The sequence below is a fragment of the Amycolatopsis thailandensis genome (genome assembly GCF_002234405.1).
In the GTDB taxonomy this organism is placed as follows: domain Bacteria; phylum Actinomycetota; class Actinomycetes; order Mycobacteriales; family Pseudonocardiaceae; genus Amycolatopsis; species Amycolatopsis thailandensis.
Genome location: NZ_NMQT01000030.1, coordinates 1 through 16,707, shown reverse-complemented (window position 1 = coordinate 16,707; position 16,707 = coordinate 1). Strand labels below are relative to the sequence as shown.

Sequence of the window (16,707 nt, the reverse complement as noted above, 5' to 3'; positions counted from 1 at the left end):
TAAGGAAGGTGTCGGACACAGTGCGCCGGATAGTCGCCGCGAGGGTGCGCGATCCCGAGGCCATCGCGGCGGCCGCCGCCGCCCGGGTCCGGGCGAAATCGCCGTTCAACGACAAGGGCCGCACGATGATCATCGCCGCGGACCACCCCGCGCGCGGCGCCAACGGCGTCGGGTCCGACCCGCTCGCGATGGCGGGCCGCGGCGAACTGCTGGACCGTCTCGGCCTCGCGCTGGAGCGGCCCGGCGTCACCGGCGTGCTGGCGACACCGGACATCGTCGACGACCTGCTGCTTCTCGGCGCCCTCGAAGGCAAGACCGTCATCGGCTCGATGAACCGCACCGGACTCTCGGGATCGAGTTTCGAGATCGACGATCGTTTCGCCTGCTACGACGCCGAAACGATCGAGCGGATGCGGTTCGACGGCGGCAAGACGCTCACCAGGATCTGCCTGACCGACCCGGCGACGCCGAGCGTCCTGGAGAACACCGCCAAGGCGGTCAACGAGCTCGCCGACCGGAAGCTCGTCGCGATGGTCGAGCCGTTCGTCGCGGACTGGGTCGACGGGCGCCTGCGCAACGACCTCTCCCCCGAGGCCGTGATCCGCTCCATCACCATCGCCTCCGCGCTCGGCCGCTCGTCGGCCTACACCTGGCTGAAACTCCCGGTGGTCAAGGACATGGAGCGGGTGCTGGCCGCCTCGACGCTGCCCGCCGTCCTGCTGGGCGGCGAGGTCAAGGATCCCGACGCCGCGTTCGCCGCCTGGCAGCGCGCGCTCGCGCTGCCGACCGTGCAAGGCCTCGTGGTCGGCCGGTCCCTGCTCTACCCGCACGACGGCGACGTCGCCAAGGCCGTCGACACGGCCGTCGGACTGCTGTGAACACCCGTGGAGGACAACGCGTGAAGACCATCGACCACTGGATCAACGGCACCGCGACCACGGCGGGCTCCACCCGCACCGCCCCGGTGTACGACCCGGCAACGGGGCAGGCGCGGGCTCAGGTGGTCCTCGCCGAACCGTCCGATGTGGACACCGCGGCGGCCGCGGCGGGCAAGGCTTTCGAGTCGTGGGGCGATTCGTCGCTGTCGCAGCGGACCAGGGTGATGTTCGCCTTCCGCGAGCTGCTGGTGAAACACGAGGACGAACTCGCGCGGATCATCTCCGCCGAACACGGCAAGGTGCTCGACGACGCGCGCGGCGAGATCGTCCGCGGCCGCGAGATCGTCGAGTACGCCTGCGGCATCGCCGACGCGCTGAAAGGCGGCTTCTCCGACCAGGTCTCACGGGACGTGGACGTGCACGACTTCCGGCAGCCGCTCGGCGTCGTCGCCGGGATCACGCCGTTCAACTTCCCGATCATGGTCCCGCTGTGGATGCACCCGATCGCCATCGCGACCGGCAACACGTTCGTGCTCAAGCCCAGCGAGCGGGTTCCGTCCGCGTCCAGGCTGGTCGCCGAACTGTACGCCGAGGCCGGTCTTCCCGACGGCGTGTTCAACGTCGTCAACGGGGACAAGGTCACCGTCGACGCGATCCTGGAGCATCCCGGAATCGCCGCCGTGTCGTTCGTCGGGTCCACCCCGATCGCCAAATACGTCCATGAACGCGCCACGGCGACCGGCAAACGCGTACAGGCGCTGGGCGGGGCCAAGAACCACGCCGTCGTCCTGCCCGACGCCGACCTCGAATACGCCGCGAACCATCTCACGGCGGCCGCGTTCGGTTCCGCCGGACAGCGCTGCATGGCGATCTCCATCGGCGTCGCCGTCGGTTCGGCGGGCGACGGGCTCATCGAGATCCTCAAGCGCAAGGCGGCCGGGATCAAGGTGGGACCCGGCCACGACGCCGGCAACGACATGGGTCCCGTCGTCACCGAGGCCGCGCGGCGGCGGGTGATCGACTCCGTCACCCTCGGCGCGGAGCAGGGCGCGACCGTGGCGGTCGACGGCCGGGAGCTGCGCGTCGCCGGGCACGAGGACGGCTTCTTCGTCGGACCGTCCCTTTTGGACAACGTGACCACCGACATGGCCGCCTACCGCGAGGAGATCTTCGGGCCGGTGCTCGGAATCGTGCGGGTGTCCACCCTGGACGAGGCGATCGCGCTGATCAACGCGAACCCGTACGGAAACGGGACCGCCGTCTTCACCGGCAGTGGCGAGGCCGCGCGGCGGTTCCAGCGGGAGGTGAAGGTGGGGATGATCGGGGTGAACGTGCCCATCCCGGTGCCGATGTCGTACTACTCCTTCGGCGGCTGGAAGGACTCCCTCATCGGGGACAGCCCGATCCACGGCCCGGCGGGCGTCAACTTCTACACGCGGGCGAAGGTCGTCACGACGCGCTGGCCGCAGTCCGCCGCCGGTTTCAACTTCCCGACGTCCAGCTGACCCACGCGTTTCGTCCTCTGAATGCGACTTCGCGTTCAGAGGACGAAACGCGGGTCGTCAGCCCACCTCGTGCCGCTGCTGCCGTTTACCGACCACTCGCCAGCCGACGGCCAGCACCACGACCAGCACCGGAATCGAGTAGAACGCGATCTTCTCGGCGCCGTCGGAGAAGCCCATCAGGACCACGACCAGCGCGAGGAAGCCCAGCGTCGCCCAGCCGCTGTAGGGCGCCCAGGGCATCCGGTAGGACGGCCGTTCCAGCTCACCGCGCAGCGCCGCCTGGCGCATCCGCATCTGGCAGAAGATCAGCGTCGCCCAGGTCGTGATCACGCCGAGCGAGGCGATGGCGATCGCGATGTCGAAGGCGTCCTTCGGCACCAGGTAGTTGAGCACCACGCCCAGCACGTAGGCGGCGGAGGTGAAAAGGATGCCGCCGTAGGGCACGTGACGGCTGCTCATCTTGCCGACGAACTTCGGCGCCTCCCCCTTTTCGGCCAGCGCCCGCAGGATGCGGCCGGTCGAGTAGAGACCGGAGTTGCAGCTCGACAGCGCGGCGGTGAGCACGACCGCGTTCATCACGTCGCCGATACCCGGGATCCCGAGGCGGGTGAAGACGGTGACGAACGGGCTCTCGCCGCCGTTGTAGAACGGCCACGGCAGCAGCATCGCGAGCAGCAGCACGGATCCCACGTAGAACACGCCGATCCGCCAGACCACGCCGTTGATCGCCTTCGGCAGCACCTTGCGGGCGTCCTTGGTCTCACCGGCGGCGATACCGACGACCTCGATGGCCGAGTACGCGAAGATGACCGCCTGCAACGTCATCAAGGCGATGCCGATACCCGCCGGGAAGAATCCATTGTGGGCGGTCAGGTTGTGCACGCCGGCCGTGGTGCCGCCGATGTCGGCGCTGGTGAGCACCAGCCCGATCGCGGTGATCAGGAAGACCACGATGGCCAGCACCTTGACCACCGAGAACCAGAATTCCAGCTCGCCGAACAGCTTCACCGAAAGCAGGTTCACCGCCAGCAGTACCCCGAGGGCGACCAGCGCGGTGATCCACTGCGGAACGTCGGGCAGCCATTTGTGCACGTAGATCGCCACCGCGGTGATCTCCGCGATACCGGTCATCGCCCAGTTCACCCAGTACATCCAGCCGGAGACGAAACCCGCCCACGGCCCGATGAACTTGCGGGCGTAGGTGACGAAGCTGCCGGAAGTCGGCTGGTGCAGCACGAGTTCGCCGAGGGCGCGCATCACGAAGTACGCGGCGATGCCGCACAGCGCGTACGACAGGACCAGCGACGGCCCGACCTGGTGGAGCTTGCCACCGGCACCGAGGAACAGCCCGACGCCGATCGCGCCGCCGATGGCGATCATCTGCACTTGGCGGTTGCCCAGTGCTTTTGAGTAGCTTTCACCTTTTTCGGTGAGCAGCGAGGAATCCATGGTTGCCAGACGCTAGAGCGTGTGCGGCAGGTCACCAACAGTGCTAAGGAAGACTTAAGGTGTGCGAGACGTCACTCTAGTGGTTTTACTGGAATTTCCCTTTTCGATTTGACAAATTCACGCGCGAACCCCGATCTTCGCGCGCGCGAGGGGCCTCCTACGCTACGGCTGTGGACCTCGCAGCGTTGCTGGACCGGATCGCCGACGACGTCGCCCCGGAGATCGGCCGCGGCGCCGTCGCGGACTACATCCCCGCGCTGGCCAGGGTCGAGCCCCGGCGCTTCGGCATCGCGGTGGCCGAAGTGGACGGTGGGGTGCACGGGGTCGGCGACTGGAAGGTGCCGTTCTCCATCCAGAGCATGTCGAAGGTCTTCACCCTGGCGCTCGCGCTCTCCCACGGTGACGGCCTGTGGGCGCGGGTGGGCCGTGAACCGTCCGGCAACCCGTTCAATTCACTCGTACAGCTGGAGAACGAGGACGGAATCCCTCGCAATCCCTTCATCAACGCCGGCGCGCTCGTGGTGACCGACGAATTGGCGCACCACGGCGACGCGGCGGAAAAGCTGCTGCGCTTCTTCCGTGAGGAAAGCGGCCGTCCGGACATCGGGATCGACGCCGAGGTCGCCGCGTCGGAGGCGGAGAACGCCGACCGCAACCGCGCGCTCGCCTATTTCATGGCGTCCTATCGGAACATGCGCCATCCTGTGCCCGCGGTCCTCGACCAATACGTTCGCCAGTGCTCGATCGCGATGACCTGCGCGGACGTCGCGCGCTCGGCGGTGTTCCTCGCCCGCCACGGCGTGCGCAACGACGGCACCAGACTGCTCGGCCTGAGCGCCGCCAAGCGGATCAACGCGGTGATGCTGACCTGCGGCACCTACGACGCGGCCGGCGAATTCGCCTACCGTGTCGGGCTCCCCGGCAAGAGCGGGGTCGGTGGCGGCATCGTCGCGATCGTCCCCGGCCGGTGCGCGATCTGCGTGTGGAGCCCCGGGCTGGACGCGCGCGGGAACTCCGTCGCCGGTGTCGCGGCGCTGGACCGGTTCACCACCCTGACCGGCTGGTCGATCTTCTGATCGGTTTAACCCCTCGCTGACGGGGAAGCCGCCGGTGTGCAGACGTTCCTTCCGTGCCTCGGCTTCCGAGCCTCCGCTTTGGTGCTCGACCAGCGAAGACTCGGCAAACAGCGCGTGGAGACGATCCAGGTGCTGCGTGCGCTGACGGTGCCGGGTTACGGCTGGCGTCATCACCCGGCCGCGGCGATGTGGGCGGGGTACGAAGAGGCCCTCGTCCGGTACGGCTTCGACATCTGCGAGGCCTGGTGCGAAACCGGCCGCCAGGACACCTGCCACGAAACGCTGCGGCTCGACCTGCTCCGCACCACGCCCTACGTCTGGCCCGCGTCGGACCGTCCACGCAGGACGCTGAAAGAGGAGTGACGATGACGAGCGAATTCCGCAAAGGCGACAAGGTCCGCTGGAACAGTCACGGCGGGCAAGGCGAAGGTGAGGTCCTGAGGAAGATCACCTCGGACACCGAGGCGGGTGGCCGCACCGTGCGCGCTTCCGAACAGGAACCGCAGTACCTGGTCCGCAGCGACAAGAGCGGCGGCGAAGCGGTCCACAAGCCCGACGCCCTGGAGAAGATGTGAGCGAGGACAAGGACGTCCGCACCGAGTTCGGCGAGGCGGTCAACATGACCGCGGGCGAACTCGAGAAGTGGCTGAAGACCGACGAATCCCGGCGAGCCGGGCAGCACAGTGGCGGAGGCGAGTCGGTCGGCCACGAGTCGGGCCGCCGGATCGTCACGATCCTGCGCGCGAAGAAGCCCGACCTGTCCGAAGAGGACGAGAAGCACATGCGGAAGGTCGTCGGCTACATCCACCGTCACCTCGCGCAGCGGCCGTCGGGCGACGTCGAGGACACGACCTGGCGCCACTCACTGATGAACTGGGGTCACGATCCGTGCAAGTAGCCTCAGGTGCTGGGCCGCCCCATCTCGTGGCCCGGCCGTCCCGCGGTACGACGCCGCCGCTTGATGCGTTCTTCGTGCAGATGGCGCCGTCCGCCGGTCAGGTCACCGGCGGCCTCCCGAGTCATCCCGCGGAAGGCCGCGTAGTAGCCGTCGTCGTACTCCTCGATCAGCTGAAAGGTCCACCGCTCCGGCAGCACATTGAGCCCGATCAGCTCGGTCCGGACGCGTTCGGCCCACTCGGTGTGCCCGGCTTTCTCCAGCGCCTCGGCGGCCTCGTCGAGCGCGAAGTCGGCGCTCCCCGTCAGATGGTGGAAGGCGTAAAGGTGTCCTCGCGCCTGCTCGACCGTTTCGAGCGCGGCGACCAGCTTTCCGACGGCATCGACGGTCGCGTCATCGGGTTCTGAACGTGATTCCGGCATGCCGGTGGATTCCCCGGAACCGGTGGTTCCACACCACCCTCACCGGTGACTTTCGACGGCGAGTCTGGCGAACGAACGGATCACCGGATTCTCCCGCGCGGTCATCCACGCCACGACCAGCGGGCTCGGCGGCATGTCCGTCAGAGGGACCCACGTGAGCCCGTCGGGAAGGGTGTGCCCGAAGGGCGCGATCCCGGCCGAGCCGTTCCACAGGACAGCCTGAAGACACTCGCTGACCGTACGCACCACCGGACCGGCGGGCCGCTCCCCCAGCGGCGCGGCCCCGTTCCAGTACTCGCGCCACAGCGGGTCCGTCCCCTCCGGCAACTGGAACCAGGGCCGGTCGGCGACGTCGGACAGCCGGAGCGACTCACGTCCGGCGAGCGGGTCGCCGGTGCGCAGGACCAGCCCGACCGGGTCCGTGCGCAGCACTCGGACGCTGATCCCGGTTTCGTCGAAGGGCGACCGGGTCAGCGCGACGTCGGCCAATCCGGTGCGCAGGCCGGTGGTGGGATCGGTGAAGTCCGCCTCGCGGAAGCGGATCGAGACCTCGGGATGGCGCTGCCGGAACGCCGCGGCCAGCCTGGTCCCGGCCTCTCCCGCTCCGTCGGCGAGGGTGCCGACGGTGAACGTGGCGGCCGCCGTCACGCGGGCGCGGGCGCGGTCTGCCTGGTCCAGCAGGGTGCGGGCCTCGGCGTACAGGGTGGTTCCGGCCGCGGTGGGTTCGACGCCGGCGGACGAGCGGCGCAGCAGGACGACGCCCAGGTCGTTCTCCAGCCGCCGGATCGCCCGGCTCAGCGGCGGCTGGGTCATGTGCAGGCGCGCGGCGGCCCGGCCGAAGTGTCTCTCTTCGGCGACCGCCACGAAGTAACGCAGCAGACGAAGCTCCATCACCAGCGATGATACCCAGCCGGTATCGGGCCATGGGGATCGGTCTTGGACGACGGGCGGAGAGCGGCGCGACAGTGGGGTCATGCCTTTCGAACCACTCACCCACGAGCCCGCCGTCGACCCCGGCCAGGCCCGCGAGATCGCCCGCGACCTCGTGGTGATCCCGAATCTCGGCGTCGACCTCGTCCCCAACATCGGGGTCGTCGGCGGCGGACACTCGGTGCTCGTCGTCGACACCGGGCTCGGCCCTCGCAACGCCGAAAAGGTGCTCGCCTTCGCGACCGAATACGCACACGGCCGCAAGCTGTATCTGACCACGACGCATTTCCACCCCGAGCACGCTTTCGGCGCGCAGGTCTTCGCCGACGAGGCGACCTATCTCCTCAACGGCGCGCAGGCGACCGATCTCGTCCACAAAGGACCGGGCTATCTGGAGATGTTCCGCGGTCTCGGCACCCCGGTCGCCCGGGCGCTGGAAGGCGTCGACCTGGTCGCCCCGGACGTGGTCTACGACGACGCGTACGAACTCGATCTCGGCGGACGGGTCGTCCGGCTGGAGGCGACCGGGCGCGCCCACAGCAAGGGCGATCAGGTGGTGACCGTGCCCGACGCGGGCGTGTTGTTCACCGGGGACCTGGTGGAGGCGGGCCAGTTCTCGATCTTCCCGTGGTTCCCGCCGTACGACACCGACGTCTCCGGCCGACGCTGGATCGAAGTCCTGCGCCGGCTGGACGCCACCCGGCCGGACATCGTCGTCCCTGGCCATGGCGGCGTCTCCGGACGCCGGATCCTGACCGACGTCCGTGAGTACCTCGAACTGCTGCGCGACGAAACCTGGAAGCGACGCGACTCGGCTCTCCCCGAAGAGACCATCGCCGCGGAGATCGAAGCGCTGATGATCGAACTTCACCCCGAATGGGAAGGCCGGGACTGGATCGCGAAGGGCGTCGGCTGTTTCTGCGCCGACCACTCAGGCCATGAGACAGCAAGCGCCGGTGAAACAGCCGAAGGCACCTCCGCTTGAGGCGTTCTTCCAGTTGTCGAAGTGATCGATGACGACGTCCACTTCAGCCTGCCCGGCGGCGGTCACGTCGACGCCGGAGTCGGCGAAGAGGCGGCGGATGTCGTCGGAAACGGCGTTCTTCATGGAATCTCCCTGGCGAACCTGCGGTGTTGGACAACGAAATCGTGCAGGTTCGCCCCTGCCGGCCGACAGTGCGAAGCACCATGGACGACGTGTGGCTTTCGACTGCTCCAAGTGGAGCAGGGAGGGTTACTTGAAGATGGCGATGGGATGGACGACGAGTTCACCGGTTTCGGGGTCCCAGTCTTCGACCTTGCCGAGACATCGCGCCCGGAACGCGCCGGAGGGCACGGAATCCCGCAGATCGCCGGTCACGCAGGTGAACCGGATCCGCCTGCTTCGCGCCGGATCGTCCGGATTCCCGTACGGTGCGAAGAAGACCGTCTCGTCCTCGGTCTGTGAACGTTCGCGGAACAGGCCCTTCACGGAGACGAACGCCTCGACGCCGCGCAGCCGGGTCTTGAGCTGACGGGTGCTCTCGTGACCGTCGGACCAGCCGAGTTCCTTGACCAGCGCCCGATTGTGGGCCAGTTCCTGCTTCGTCAGGTCGACGTAGATGATGTCGTGGTGCTTCTCCAGCACCTTCATCACGATGCCGATCACGGTGATCGGCTCGGCCTTGCGGATGTACCGCCGGAACTCCTCGTCGGTGTCGGTGCGCTCCGATTCCCCTTTCAGCGGGCCGAATCCACCCGATCCCCAGAGCCGCCAGCCCCGGCTCCGCCGCTTCTCCACCTCCTGTTCCAGCGCCTCGTTGTAGCGATGCAGCTGGTAGAGGCCCATCACGGATTTGGTGTGCAAGTAGAAGCCGATGCCCCGGATCATCCCCTGATCGCCGTCGGATCGCGCCCGGCGCCAGTGTTTGACGAAGACGACGATCGCGACGACGAAGGCGGCGACGGTCACCACCCAGACCGCGAGCCACATTCCCCAGACTTCCCACCACAGATTATCGGCAGCCACGGATCTCCTTGAAGGCTTCGAGCAGGGACGTCGCGTTGGCGTCGACCATGCGGCCACCGGTGGCCGCGGCCGCGCGGGCCAGCTCGGCGGGATCGGCCTCACCGAACCGGATGGCGTACGTGTGCACGCCGGGATCCCTTGGCGTGCGCAGGAATTCATCGACGCCCGGGCCGGTGTTGCTCTCGCCGTCGGTCATCAGCACGATCGAGACGTCGCGATCGGGTTCGGCCCGGCGATCGGCGCCGGCCCTCGCGTAGGCCTCGCCGAGCGCCGCCCAGACCGCCGTGTCGCCGTCGAAGTCGTCGCTCGCGACGAAGGAACGAAGAGCGTCGAGATCCTGCGGCCCGCTGACGGTGAACTCCTTGTCTCCCAGTATCTTCCCGCCGAAGCGGAGGACCGTGAGCCGCTCACCGCGATAGAACCTGTCGAACCCGCCGCCCGGGCCGCCGCTCAGCCCGTCGAAGGTCGCCCGGAGCGCGGCGATCCTCGCTCCCTTCATCGAGCCGGAGAAGTCGAGCACGAAGATCACGCGGCCGGGAGCCCTCTCGGCGTAGTCCTCCAGCAGCTTGTCCACGACGGCCGGGTCGTCCGGGAAGTACAGCGAGTTCCCGGTCGAGGCGGGCAACCTCGGATCGAGTCCCACCTCGCCGATGATCGGCCGCCGGAGCGTGCGGTCCATCAGTTTCTTCTGTGTCGCGGGGCTTCTGACCCACGAGACGACCTTGTCGTAGGCCTCCCGCTTGGCCGGGTCGAGCAGCAGGATCGGGTACTCGGCCTGGACGATGCCGTCGCGCGGGTACACCAGTTCGAGCGGTGTCTTGAGCCTGCCGCTCGCGTTGAGGGTGAGCAAAGTGGACTCGTAGCCGATGATCGCGTCGGCGTCCTGGCGTTCGGCGAACCGGTCCACCAGCGCGGCCGAAGTCTCCGCCGTGAGGGCGTGCCCGGTGCGGAAGCCCCGCAGCTTGTCGCATTTCACGTCCTCGAGCCGCAGCGCCGCCCCGGTGCCGGCGGCGGCCGTCGCCACTCCGACGAGCGAGGTGAGCCCGCTGGTCGTCTTGGCCGGATCCGCCATCGCGAACCGGAACCCGCCGCTCGCCGCCGCGTCCGCCAGATCCGCCCAGGACAGCTTCCCGTCCGGTTTGCCACGGCGCAGCTCCGCCGCCTTCGCCGGATTCAGCCCGACGACGACCGGGGAGATCATCGTCTTGGTGGCCAGCGGCCGCTCCCCCTGGTCCGCGGCCCGCCGGAAGTCGAGCTGGAAGAACCGGTCGGTGGAAAGCCAGGCGAGATCATGCGCGGCCCTGCCCGGGACGAGAGCCGTGCTTTCGTTGACGATTCCCTGGAAATCCATCTCCAGTTCGATTCCCGTTTCTTCGCGGAGGTCGCCGAGGATCGGCCCGAGATCCGCCAGTTCGGGACTGGCCAGCACGCGCAGCTTCACCTTCTCGCCGCCGCTCGTGCAGGCGGAGACCACCAGGAGCAGACAGCACAGAAGCGCGAGCGGCCGCTTCACGAGCAGTCCCCGACGGTCTTGATCATCTCTTCCAGCACCGGGTTGTCCGGCAACGGTGTGGTGCTGTCGTCGCCCGCGATCTCCGGGGCCGTCAGTCCCTGTTCGCGCAGGAAGTCGTACAGCTTCGCGCTTTTCGTGCTGCCCGCGGGGGTCGCGACGCCGAATCCGAGCTCCATCGCGCGGCGCTGGAGCTCGGGGTCGAAGGTGATCAGTTCGCCGAGCCGTTCCGCTTCCGGCTTCAGGGCCAGGAACTGGGGTTTCGTCAGGATGTTGTCCTTCGGGTACAGCAGGACGCGATCGAGGTCCGCCCGCCCGCTCTCCGCCTTGGCCCGCAACTGCATCGCGAGGTACTGATGTTCGTAGATGACGACGATCGGCTTGTCGCCCTCGGCCAGGTTCGCGTAGGACTCCGAGAGATCGGACGACGGGAAACCTTGCGCGGCCACGAGCGGTTTGACCCGGTTGGCCAGCGCCTTCGCGGCCGAGAGGTTCGGCGGACCGGCGGGCGCGCCGGCGGGCTGCGGGTCGACGACCGGGACCTGACGGCCGTTCTCCAGGAACGCCAGCAGGATCAGGTACGTCGCGCCCGAGTTGGAGTCGCAGATGTTCGACGTCTGGGCCAGCACCCGGTTCCCGTTTTCCGCGCCGAAAGCGCGGACGCCCAGCGAGTCCCAGGTCTGCCCGAGCCGCATCGCCTTGATGAATTTCTCGGTGTCCAGCGTGTAGTACAGCGAGTCCGGCCGATCCGGTGGTTTCGAGGCGATCTGCTTGCTCGCCAGCGTTTCCGCGTACCGGCGATACGTCGCGAGAACGATGGGGCTGGTGAACGGCTGCCGCGCGGAGCCCGTCCACTGGTTCGCCCTCGACCGCCGGACCAGGCCCGCGGCGGGCTCCCCGGACATGAACACGAAGTCGTACTGGCTGAGATCGTGCGTGGCGACGTCCCGGGATCCCGCCCTGGTCACGTGGACGCGGATGTGATGGCGCATCAGGATTTCCTGGATCCTCGCGTCCTCGAAGAGATCCGATTTGGAGCCCATCTTGCCGCGCAGGACCAGTGTCTGCTGGAAGGGCACCACGATCGTCCCGCTCACGAGCAGAACGATCAGACCGCTCACGGCCAGGGCGAGCGCGGGTCCGAAAGCACGGAGAAAACGGCGGCGCAGAAAGAACGCCGAAGGTTTGGGTTTGATGGTCAGCTGGGGTTCTTCACGAAGCGAGCTATCGGTGGTCACCGATTTCCTCCCCGATGTCCGGCAAGGCCCATTTTACCGGGGACCACCGACGGAAAAGCACGTCTCGATTCGGCTTCCGACCGCTTCGTGACCCACCCTCACCAGGCCGGGGAGCCGGACCGGTTAGTCTCTTCGGTGGCGAAAACCGCCATGCACCACGACGCCGGGAGATCTGAACCGCCATGCTGGACCGAGCAGTCATCGACGCCCTCTTCCCCGCCGACCTGCCCGAGCCCGAGCACTGGGAACAGCGTTACCCCGCCCGCGAGCTCCCCGAGGGCGCCAAGGTCACCCGCTTCGGCCCATCGCCGACCGGGTTCGTCCACATCGGCGGCGTCTACGTCGCCACCATCGACCAGGACGTCGCCCGCCGCAGCGAGGGCCGCTACCTCGTCCGGGTCGAGGACACCGACCGGTCCCGCGAGGTCGAAGGCGCCATCGACCAGTTCGAGCGTGGCTTCGCCTACTTCGGCCTCGCCGCCGACGAGGACATCCACCGCGGCGGCGACTACGGCCCGTACCAGCAGTCCGAGCGCGAGCAGATCTACCTGACCTACGTCCGCCACCTGCTCCGTGAAGGCCGCGCGTACCTCGACTTCGCCACCAAGGACGAACTGGCGGCGATCACCGCCCGGCAGCAGGCGACGAAACTGCCGACCGGTTACTACGGCTCGTGGGCCATCTGGCGCGACGCCGACCCTGCCGACGTCCAGGCGAAGCTCGACGCGGGCGCCCCGTACGTCGTACGGTTCCGCGCCCCCGACGACACCGGCGCCCGCGCCCGGTTCACCGACGCCATCCGCGGCCCGCTGGAGGCCGAGGCCAACCGCAACGACGTCGTCATCCTCAAGAGCTCCGACCAGAGCCCGCGGCTGCCGACCTACCACTTCGCGCACGCCGTCGACGACCACCTCATGCGCGTCAACCTGGTGATCCGCGGCGACGAGTGGATCTCGTCGGTGCCGGTGCACCAGCAGCTGTTCGAGGCGCTCGGCTTCGAGCCGATCACCTACGCGCACATCGCGCCGCTGATGAAGCAGGAGGGCGGCAGCAAGCGCAAGCTGTCGAAGCGCAAGGACCCGGAAGCGAGCGTCGACTTCTACATCGAGTCCGGCTACCCGACCAAGGCCGTCCTCTACTACCTGCGCGGCCTCGCCAACGGACGGCTCGCCGAAATGCCGCTCGACCAGGCCCTGGCCGAGCCGATCAACCTGGACGAATGCGGGGTCGCCGGCCCGCTGGTCGACCTCGTCAAACTCGACGACATCTCGGCCGACCACATCGCCACGCTGTCCGGCGCCGAGATCCTCTCCGAGGTACGTGGCTGGGCCGAGCGGTTCGACCCCGCGCTGCTCGCCGTCCTCGACGCCGAGCCGGACCTCGCGCTCCGGGCGCTCGCCGTCGAACGCGACGGTGCCGAGAACCCGCGCAAAGACCTGAAGAAGTGGAGCGAGTTCCGCGCCGTCTATGGCTTCTTCTTCCCGCAGCTGCACGCCGCCGTCGCCGGTCCCGACGACGAGCGGATCGCCGCCCTCGGTGTCGACCGCGAGGTCGTCCAGGCCGTGGTGCGGGACTTCGTCGGGAACTACCAGCAGCTCGACGACGGCCAGGAGTGGTTCCAGCAGATCCGCGACGTCGCCGCGAAGCACGGTTTCGCGAAGAACGCCAAGGAGCTCAAGAAGAACCCCGAGGGCTTCCCCGGCTCCATTCGCGAGGCTTCGCAGATCATCCGGATCGCGATCACGGGCTCGACCCGGAGCCCGGACCTGCACTCGATCACCCAGGCGCTGGGGCGCGAGGAGACGCTGGGCCGGTTCTCCGGTCTCGTCGGCGAGTGACGGTCGAGTGATGCCGGTGCCGGGGGGCCGGTGCGGTCGACGGGGGAAGATTCCGGCCGTTGAACGTCCGGAATCTTCCCCCGCCACCTCGTCTGTCGCCGATCGCGCCCGGCACGACCTTGATCAACGGAAGATCCGGGACACTCAACGTCCCCGATCCTCCGTTGATCAAGGTCCAAGACCGGGCATCCCTGGCGACGATGTAGGAATTGGGACGTTGAAGGTCCCAATTCCTACATCGTCGCGCCCGGCAGCCGCGGAACCGCAACTCATGACCACGGTGACCAAGCTCGGCACTTTCGTGTGACTGGGTGGACGACACGCGTGATCAGACGGACGACACGTGTGTCCAGGCGGACGTCACTCGGCGACGGCCGGGTCCACCGCGTGTCGTCCGTCCAATCACGCGTGTCGTCCGTCTGATCACGCGTGCCGTCCCATCGGGCACGCGAACCGCCCGACCGGAGGTATCGAAGGCATGGTTGGCCCTGACCCGGATCGCCAACCACGAGGCCCTAGAACTGGTCGTAGAACGCGGTCTTGATCGCGACGACGGCCTTCTCCGTCTCCCGGAACCGTTCCCGTGCCCCGTCCGAGTCGATCAGCTGTACGAGACGCAGTCCGAGCTGGTCGGAGTGGGTCAGCGAGAGCGGGGACGCGGCGGCCAGCGGGCGGGACTTCGCGTCGTGCACGTGGTGCGGGTAGTAGAAGACGGACTTGTCGCCGAGCACCGGGCCGATCCGGCGCCACAGCTCGCCGTACTCGACGGAGACCAGCACCTCGCCCCAGAACCGCAGGATCGTCAGCAGTTCGACGTCGGAGTGCTTCGAGTCGCCCGCCGAGGAGATCAGCTCCATGGTGGTGTCGAGGCAGGCCGTAGTGGCCAGCGACCGCCGGGACCGCACCAGCTCTTCACGCGGGAAGCCGAGGGCGAGGATGTCCGTCATCAGGTCTTCGCGGTGCGAAGGCGTGCTGCCGGGCGAAGAGTTGTCCGGGTATTCCTCGCGGATGATGACGCGGGCGATCCTGACGGACTGTTCGTCGGTGAGCAGATCGATCGCCAGGTCGTACGCCATGGTGAAAGCCAGCGACAGGAAACGGCGCTGCGTCAGGACCGTCCCCAGGTCCTCCGGCGAAAGATCGACGGCGTCCCGCAGCACCGGGTGATTCCGGAACCGCTCGATCAAACCGTCTTCGAACTCGTCAAGGTCTCGCATCACTACACCTCTTGCTCAGAAACGGATCATGTCGATGCTGCGGTTCCAGTCGCCGAGATCGACGTCGCGGCCGATGTCCCACAACGTGTCGAGCTCGCGCTGGATCTGCTCGCCGAGCACGGTGTCGTGCGTGCCCTCGATTTCGAACTGCGGCGAATTGATCGCCAGCTGGCCGTGCAGGAACATGCTGACCAGGTAGCGCCCGTCGGCCCGGTACACCGAAACCGAAGCCTGCGAGTTGAACACCCGCACCTTCAGGTTGCCCTGCCGTTTCGCCAGCCGCCGGTGCAGCCGGGAAAGCGTGTCCAGGCAGCTCGCGATCCCCGTGCTCACGAAGGCGTTGCCCGCCCCGTCGGACCGGCCCAGCGCCGCTTCACGCAATCCCACCAGCATCGAGTTCGGATGCAGCAACATGATCCGCACTTCGGCCCGGCGCTCGACGATGGCGGTTTCGAGTTCGTGTTCCAGCAATTCCAGGTTCGGGATCCAGGTGTTCAGGATCGTCACCTGTTTGGCCTTCGCGACCCGGGCCGCGAACGCGTCGTCCGGAAAACGTTTGTGCACTTCGACCACGCCGCCGTAGTGGGTGCGGCGGAGGCTCGAGGCGATGGTGTCGATGTCGAGACCGGCGAGGCGGTCGCGGATGTCTTCCAAGGCACGCAACGGGGTCAGCTCGACGAGCAGCACCACGACCACCCCGCTGACCATGATCAGGGTCAGGGTGGTGATGCCCTTCGGCGCGACTTTGTCCAGCCAGCCGAGCGCTTCCGCGATCCCGACCACGAAGCCGACCACCGCCAACCCGCCGAGACTGAGCAATTCGAGCCAGCGACGCATTCTGCGGAGCATTCACCCTCCGGGATCCGGCAACCTGTGCCTCATGTTCTCACGATCCGAGAGGTCACTGTGATCGGGGTCACCGGCTTGGCGCAACGGTGCTTTTCCCACGGAATCCCCGAAAACCACGGAACCCGGCGCGGGAATCCGCGGCGAAAGTCCTCAATCGTCGCCCGACTTGTACCTGCGCTGGAGTTCTTCGTCCTGCTCACGCGGCGCCTTCTCCACCCAGCGCCCGTGAACGAGGTCGTTCTCCGTGTAGTCCGCCCGCCGGGAGGCCCAGCCCGGCAGCATGATCTTGCGTGTCCCGCCCCGGCCCCGATCGCGCAGATCGGTGAGCACGGCGATGCCGATCACCACCAGCAGCACCCCGAGCGCTATCCATATTCCGACCATGTCCGCTCCCCCGCAGATGAAGTCGTTTTCTTCAGGTTAGCGCGGCGCGAGATGCCGGGACACGGGATTTCCGCCGCCGCGCCCGCCGCTTTCTTGCTCCGTTCGGGCTAGCCCGGCGGGCGTAGCCGGGTTCAGCCCACGCGACGAGGCGACGGCGGCACCCGCCGCCATAAGGTGACGACGTGCTCGGTGAACGACTCGATTCCTGGCTGCGCGGACACGGGCCGCTCGTCGACGCCCTGATCGCGCTGCTGCTCGCGACCTGCTGTGTCCTTTTAGGACTCTTCGTCCGGGCGGAGGCCGCGTATTTCCTGTTCTCCCTGCTCCTTTCGCTCCCGCTGGCCTTCCGGCGGCGCAAACCCGCGGTGTGCGCGGCCTTGGTACTGGGAACCGCGGGCGTCCAGTGGCTCGCGATCCGGAACGACGTCGGCGCCCTGCCCGCCGACCTCGCGGTACCGCTGGCGGTGCACGCCGCGGCGGCGTACGGACCGCGGCAGGCGGGTGGCGC

The 16,707-nt window shown here is 67.9% G+C and carries 19 protein-coding genes; 9 read left to right on the top strand and 10 right to left on the bottom strand.

Annotated features, from left to right (window positions below):
* Positions 1-8: 8 nt before the first annotated feature.
* Together CFP71_RS09245 and CFP71_RS09240 are read left to right on the top strand one after the other, a co-directional pair.
* Positions 9-878, top strand: coding sequence for a Cgl0159 family (beta/alpha)8-fold protein (locus CFP71_RS09245; protein ID WP_093933415.1), 870 nt, complete (start codon positions 9-11; stop codon positions 876-878).
* A gap of 20 nt (positions 879-898) precedes the next feature.
* Positions 899-2,383 carry a CoA-acylating methylmalonate-semialdehyde dehydrogenase gene (locus tag CFP71_RS09240; RefSeq protein ID WP_093933414.1) on the top strand — a complete coding sequence of 495 codons (1,485 nt, stop codon included), beginning with the start codon at positions 899-901 and terminating at the stop codon, positions 2,381-2,383.
* Between the two features lie 57 nt (positions 2,384-2,440).
* On the opposite strand, the gene CFP71_RS09235 is transcribed toward CFP71_RS09240, so the two are convergent.
* On the bottom strand, positions 2,441-3,832 hold the full coding sequence (locus tag CFP71_RS09235; protein WP_093933413.1) for an amino acid permease: 1,392 nt from the start codon (positions 3,830-3,832) through the stop codon (positions 2,441-2,443).
* Between the two features lie 170 nt (positions 3,833-4,002).
* Here CFP71_RS09235 and CFP71_RS09230 point away from each other — a divergent pair, with 170 nt between their 5' ends.
* From CFP71_RS09230 to CFP71_RS09215, 4 genes are read left to right on the top strand one after another with little or no spacing between them, the layout of a single operon-like run.
* A complete protein-coding gene (locus tag CFP71_RS09230) occupies positions 4,003-4,908 on the top strand; it encodes a glutaminase (RefSeq protein ID WP_093933412.1) in 906 nt (301 codons plus the stop codon).
* Positions 4,909-4,944: 36 nt separating this feature from the next.
* Positions 4,945-5,271: an MSMEG_6728 family protein gene (locus CFP71_RS09225; protein WP_208635915.1), complete on the top strand. Its 327-nt coding sequence runs from the start codon at positions 4,945-4,947 to the stop codon at positions 5,269-5,271.
* A gap of 2 nt (positions 5,272-5,273) precedes the next feature.
* Entirely contained in the window at positions 5,274-5,483 is a 210-nt protein-coding gene (locus CFP71_RS09220) for a hypervirulence associated TUDOR domain-containing protein (protein WP_093933411.1), read from the top strand.
* Positions 5,480-5,806, top strand: coding sequence for a DUF3140 domain-containing protein (locus tag CFP71_RS09215; RefSeq protein WP_093933410.1), 327 nt, complete (start codon positions 5,480-5,482; stop codon positions 5,804-5,806). The genes CFP71_RS09220 and CFP71_RS09215 overlap by 4 nt, the downstream gene beginning before the upstream one ends.
* Before the next feature lie 2 nt (positions 5,807-5,808).
* On the opposite strand, the gene CFP71_RS09210 is transcribed toward CFP71_RS09215, so the two are convergent.
* A complete protein-coding gene (locus tag CFP71_RS09210) occupies positions 5,809-6,225 on the bottom strand; it encodes a hypothetical protein (RefSeq protein WP_093933409.1) in 417 nt (138 codons plus the stop codon).
* A gap of 39 nt (positions 6,226-6,264) precedes the next feature.
* Positions 6,265-7,116 (bottom strand): LysR family transcriptional regulator, encoded by an 852-nt coding sequence (locus tag CFP71_RS09205; RefSeq protein WP_093933408.1) that lies wholly within the window; start codon positions 7,114-7,116, stop codon positions 6,265-6,267.
* 82 nt (positions 7,117-7,198) lie between these two features.
* Between CFP71_RS09205 and CFP71_RS09200 the strand changes: the two genes are divergently transcribed.
* On the top strand, positions 7,199-8,140 hold the full coding sequence (locus tag CFP71_RS09200; protein WP_093933407.1) for an MBL fold metallo-hydrolase: 942 nt from the start codon (positions 7,199-7,201) through the stop codon (positions 8,138-8,140).
* Here the strand turns inward: CFP71_RS09200 and CFP71_RS44100 are convergent.
* From CFP71_RS44100 to CFP71_RS09185, 4 genes are all read right to left on the bottom strand, one after another.
* Positions 8,087-8,263 (bottom strand): hypothetical protein, encoded by a 177-nt coding sequence (locus CFP71_RS44100; RefSeq protein ID WP_167406053.1) that lies wholly within the window; start codon positions 8,261-8,263, stop codon positions 8,087-8,089. The genes CFP71_RS09200 and CFP71_RS44100 overlap by 54 nt on opposite strands.
* A 126-nt stretch (positions 8,264-8,389) precedes the next feature.
* Positions 8,390-9,163, bottom strand: coding sequence for a hypothetical protein (locus CFP71_RS09195; protein WP_244199609.1), 774 nt, complete (start codon positions 9,161-9,163; stop codon positions 8,390-8,392).
* Positions 9,150-10,676: a vWA domain-containing protein gene (locus CFP71_RS09190; protein ID WP_093933405.1), complete on the bottom strand. Its 1,527-nt coding sequence runs from the start codon at positions 10,674-10,676 to the stop codon at positions 9,150-9,152. The genes CFP71_RS09195 and CFP71_RS09190 overlap by 14 nt, the downstream gene beginning before the upstream one ends.
* Complete coding sequence (locus tag CFP71_RS09185; RefSeq protein WP_093933404.1) at positions 10,673-11,911, bottom strand: hypothetical protein; 1,239 nt, start codon at positions 11,909-11,911, stop codon at positions 10,673-10,675. The genes CFP71_RS09190 and CFP71_RS09185 overlap by 4 nt, the downstream gene beginning before the upstream one ends.
* A 182-nt stretch (positions 11,912-12,093) precedes the next feature.
* Between CFP71_RS09185 and CFP71_RS09180 the strand changes: the two genes are divergently transcribed.
* The gene (locus tag CFP71_RS09180) at positions 12,094-13,749 is read left to right on the top strand and encodes a glutamate--tRNA ligase (protein WP_093933403.1); all 1,656 of its coding nucleotides are present in this window, start codon (positions 12,094-12,096) and stop codon (positions 13,747-13,749) included.
* Between the two features lie 515 nt (positions 13,750-14,264).
* Here CFP71_RS09180 and CFP71_RS09175 read toward each other — a convergent pair.
* The 3 genes from CFP71_RS09175 to CFP71_RS09165 form a co-directional block, all read right to left on the bottom strand.
* A complete protein-coding gene (locus tag CFP71_RS09175) occupies positions 14,265-14,966 on the bottom strand; it encodes a hypothetical protein (RefSeq protein WP_093933402.1) in 702 nt (233 codons plus the stop codon).
* Positions 14,967-14,981: 15 nt separating this feature from the next.
* Entirely contained in the window at positions 14,982-15,815 is an 834-nt protein-coding gene (locus CFP71_RS09170) for a hypothetical protein (protein WP_244199608.1), read from the bottom strand.
* A gap of 150 nt (positions 15,816-15,965) precedes the next feature.
* Entirely contained in the window at positions 15,966-16,199 is a 234-nt protein-coding gene (locus CFP71_RS09165; protein WP_093933400.1) for a hypothetical protein, read from the bottom strand.
* Between the two features lie 182 nt (positions 16,200-16,381).
* Between CFP71_RS09165 and CFP71_RS09160 the strand changes: the two genes are divergently transcribed.
* Positions 16,382-16,707, top strand: a 326-nt coding sequence (locus tag CFP71_RS09160; protein WP_425266611.1) for a DUF7134 domain-containing protein, incomplete at its 3' end; no start/stop codon positions are given.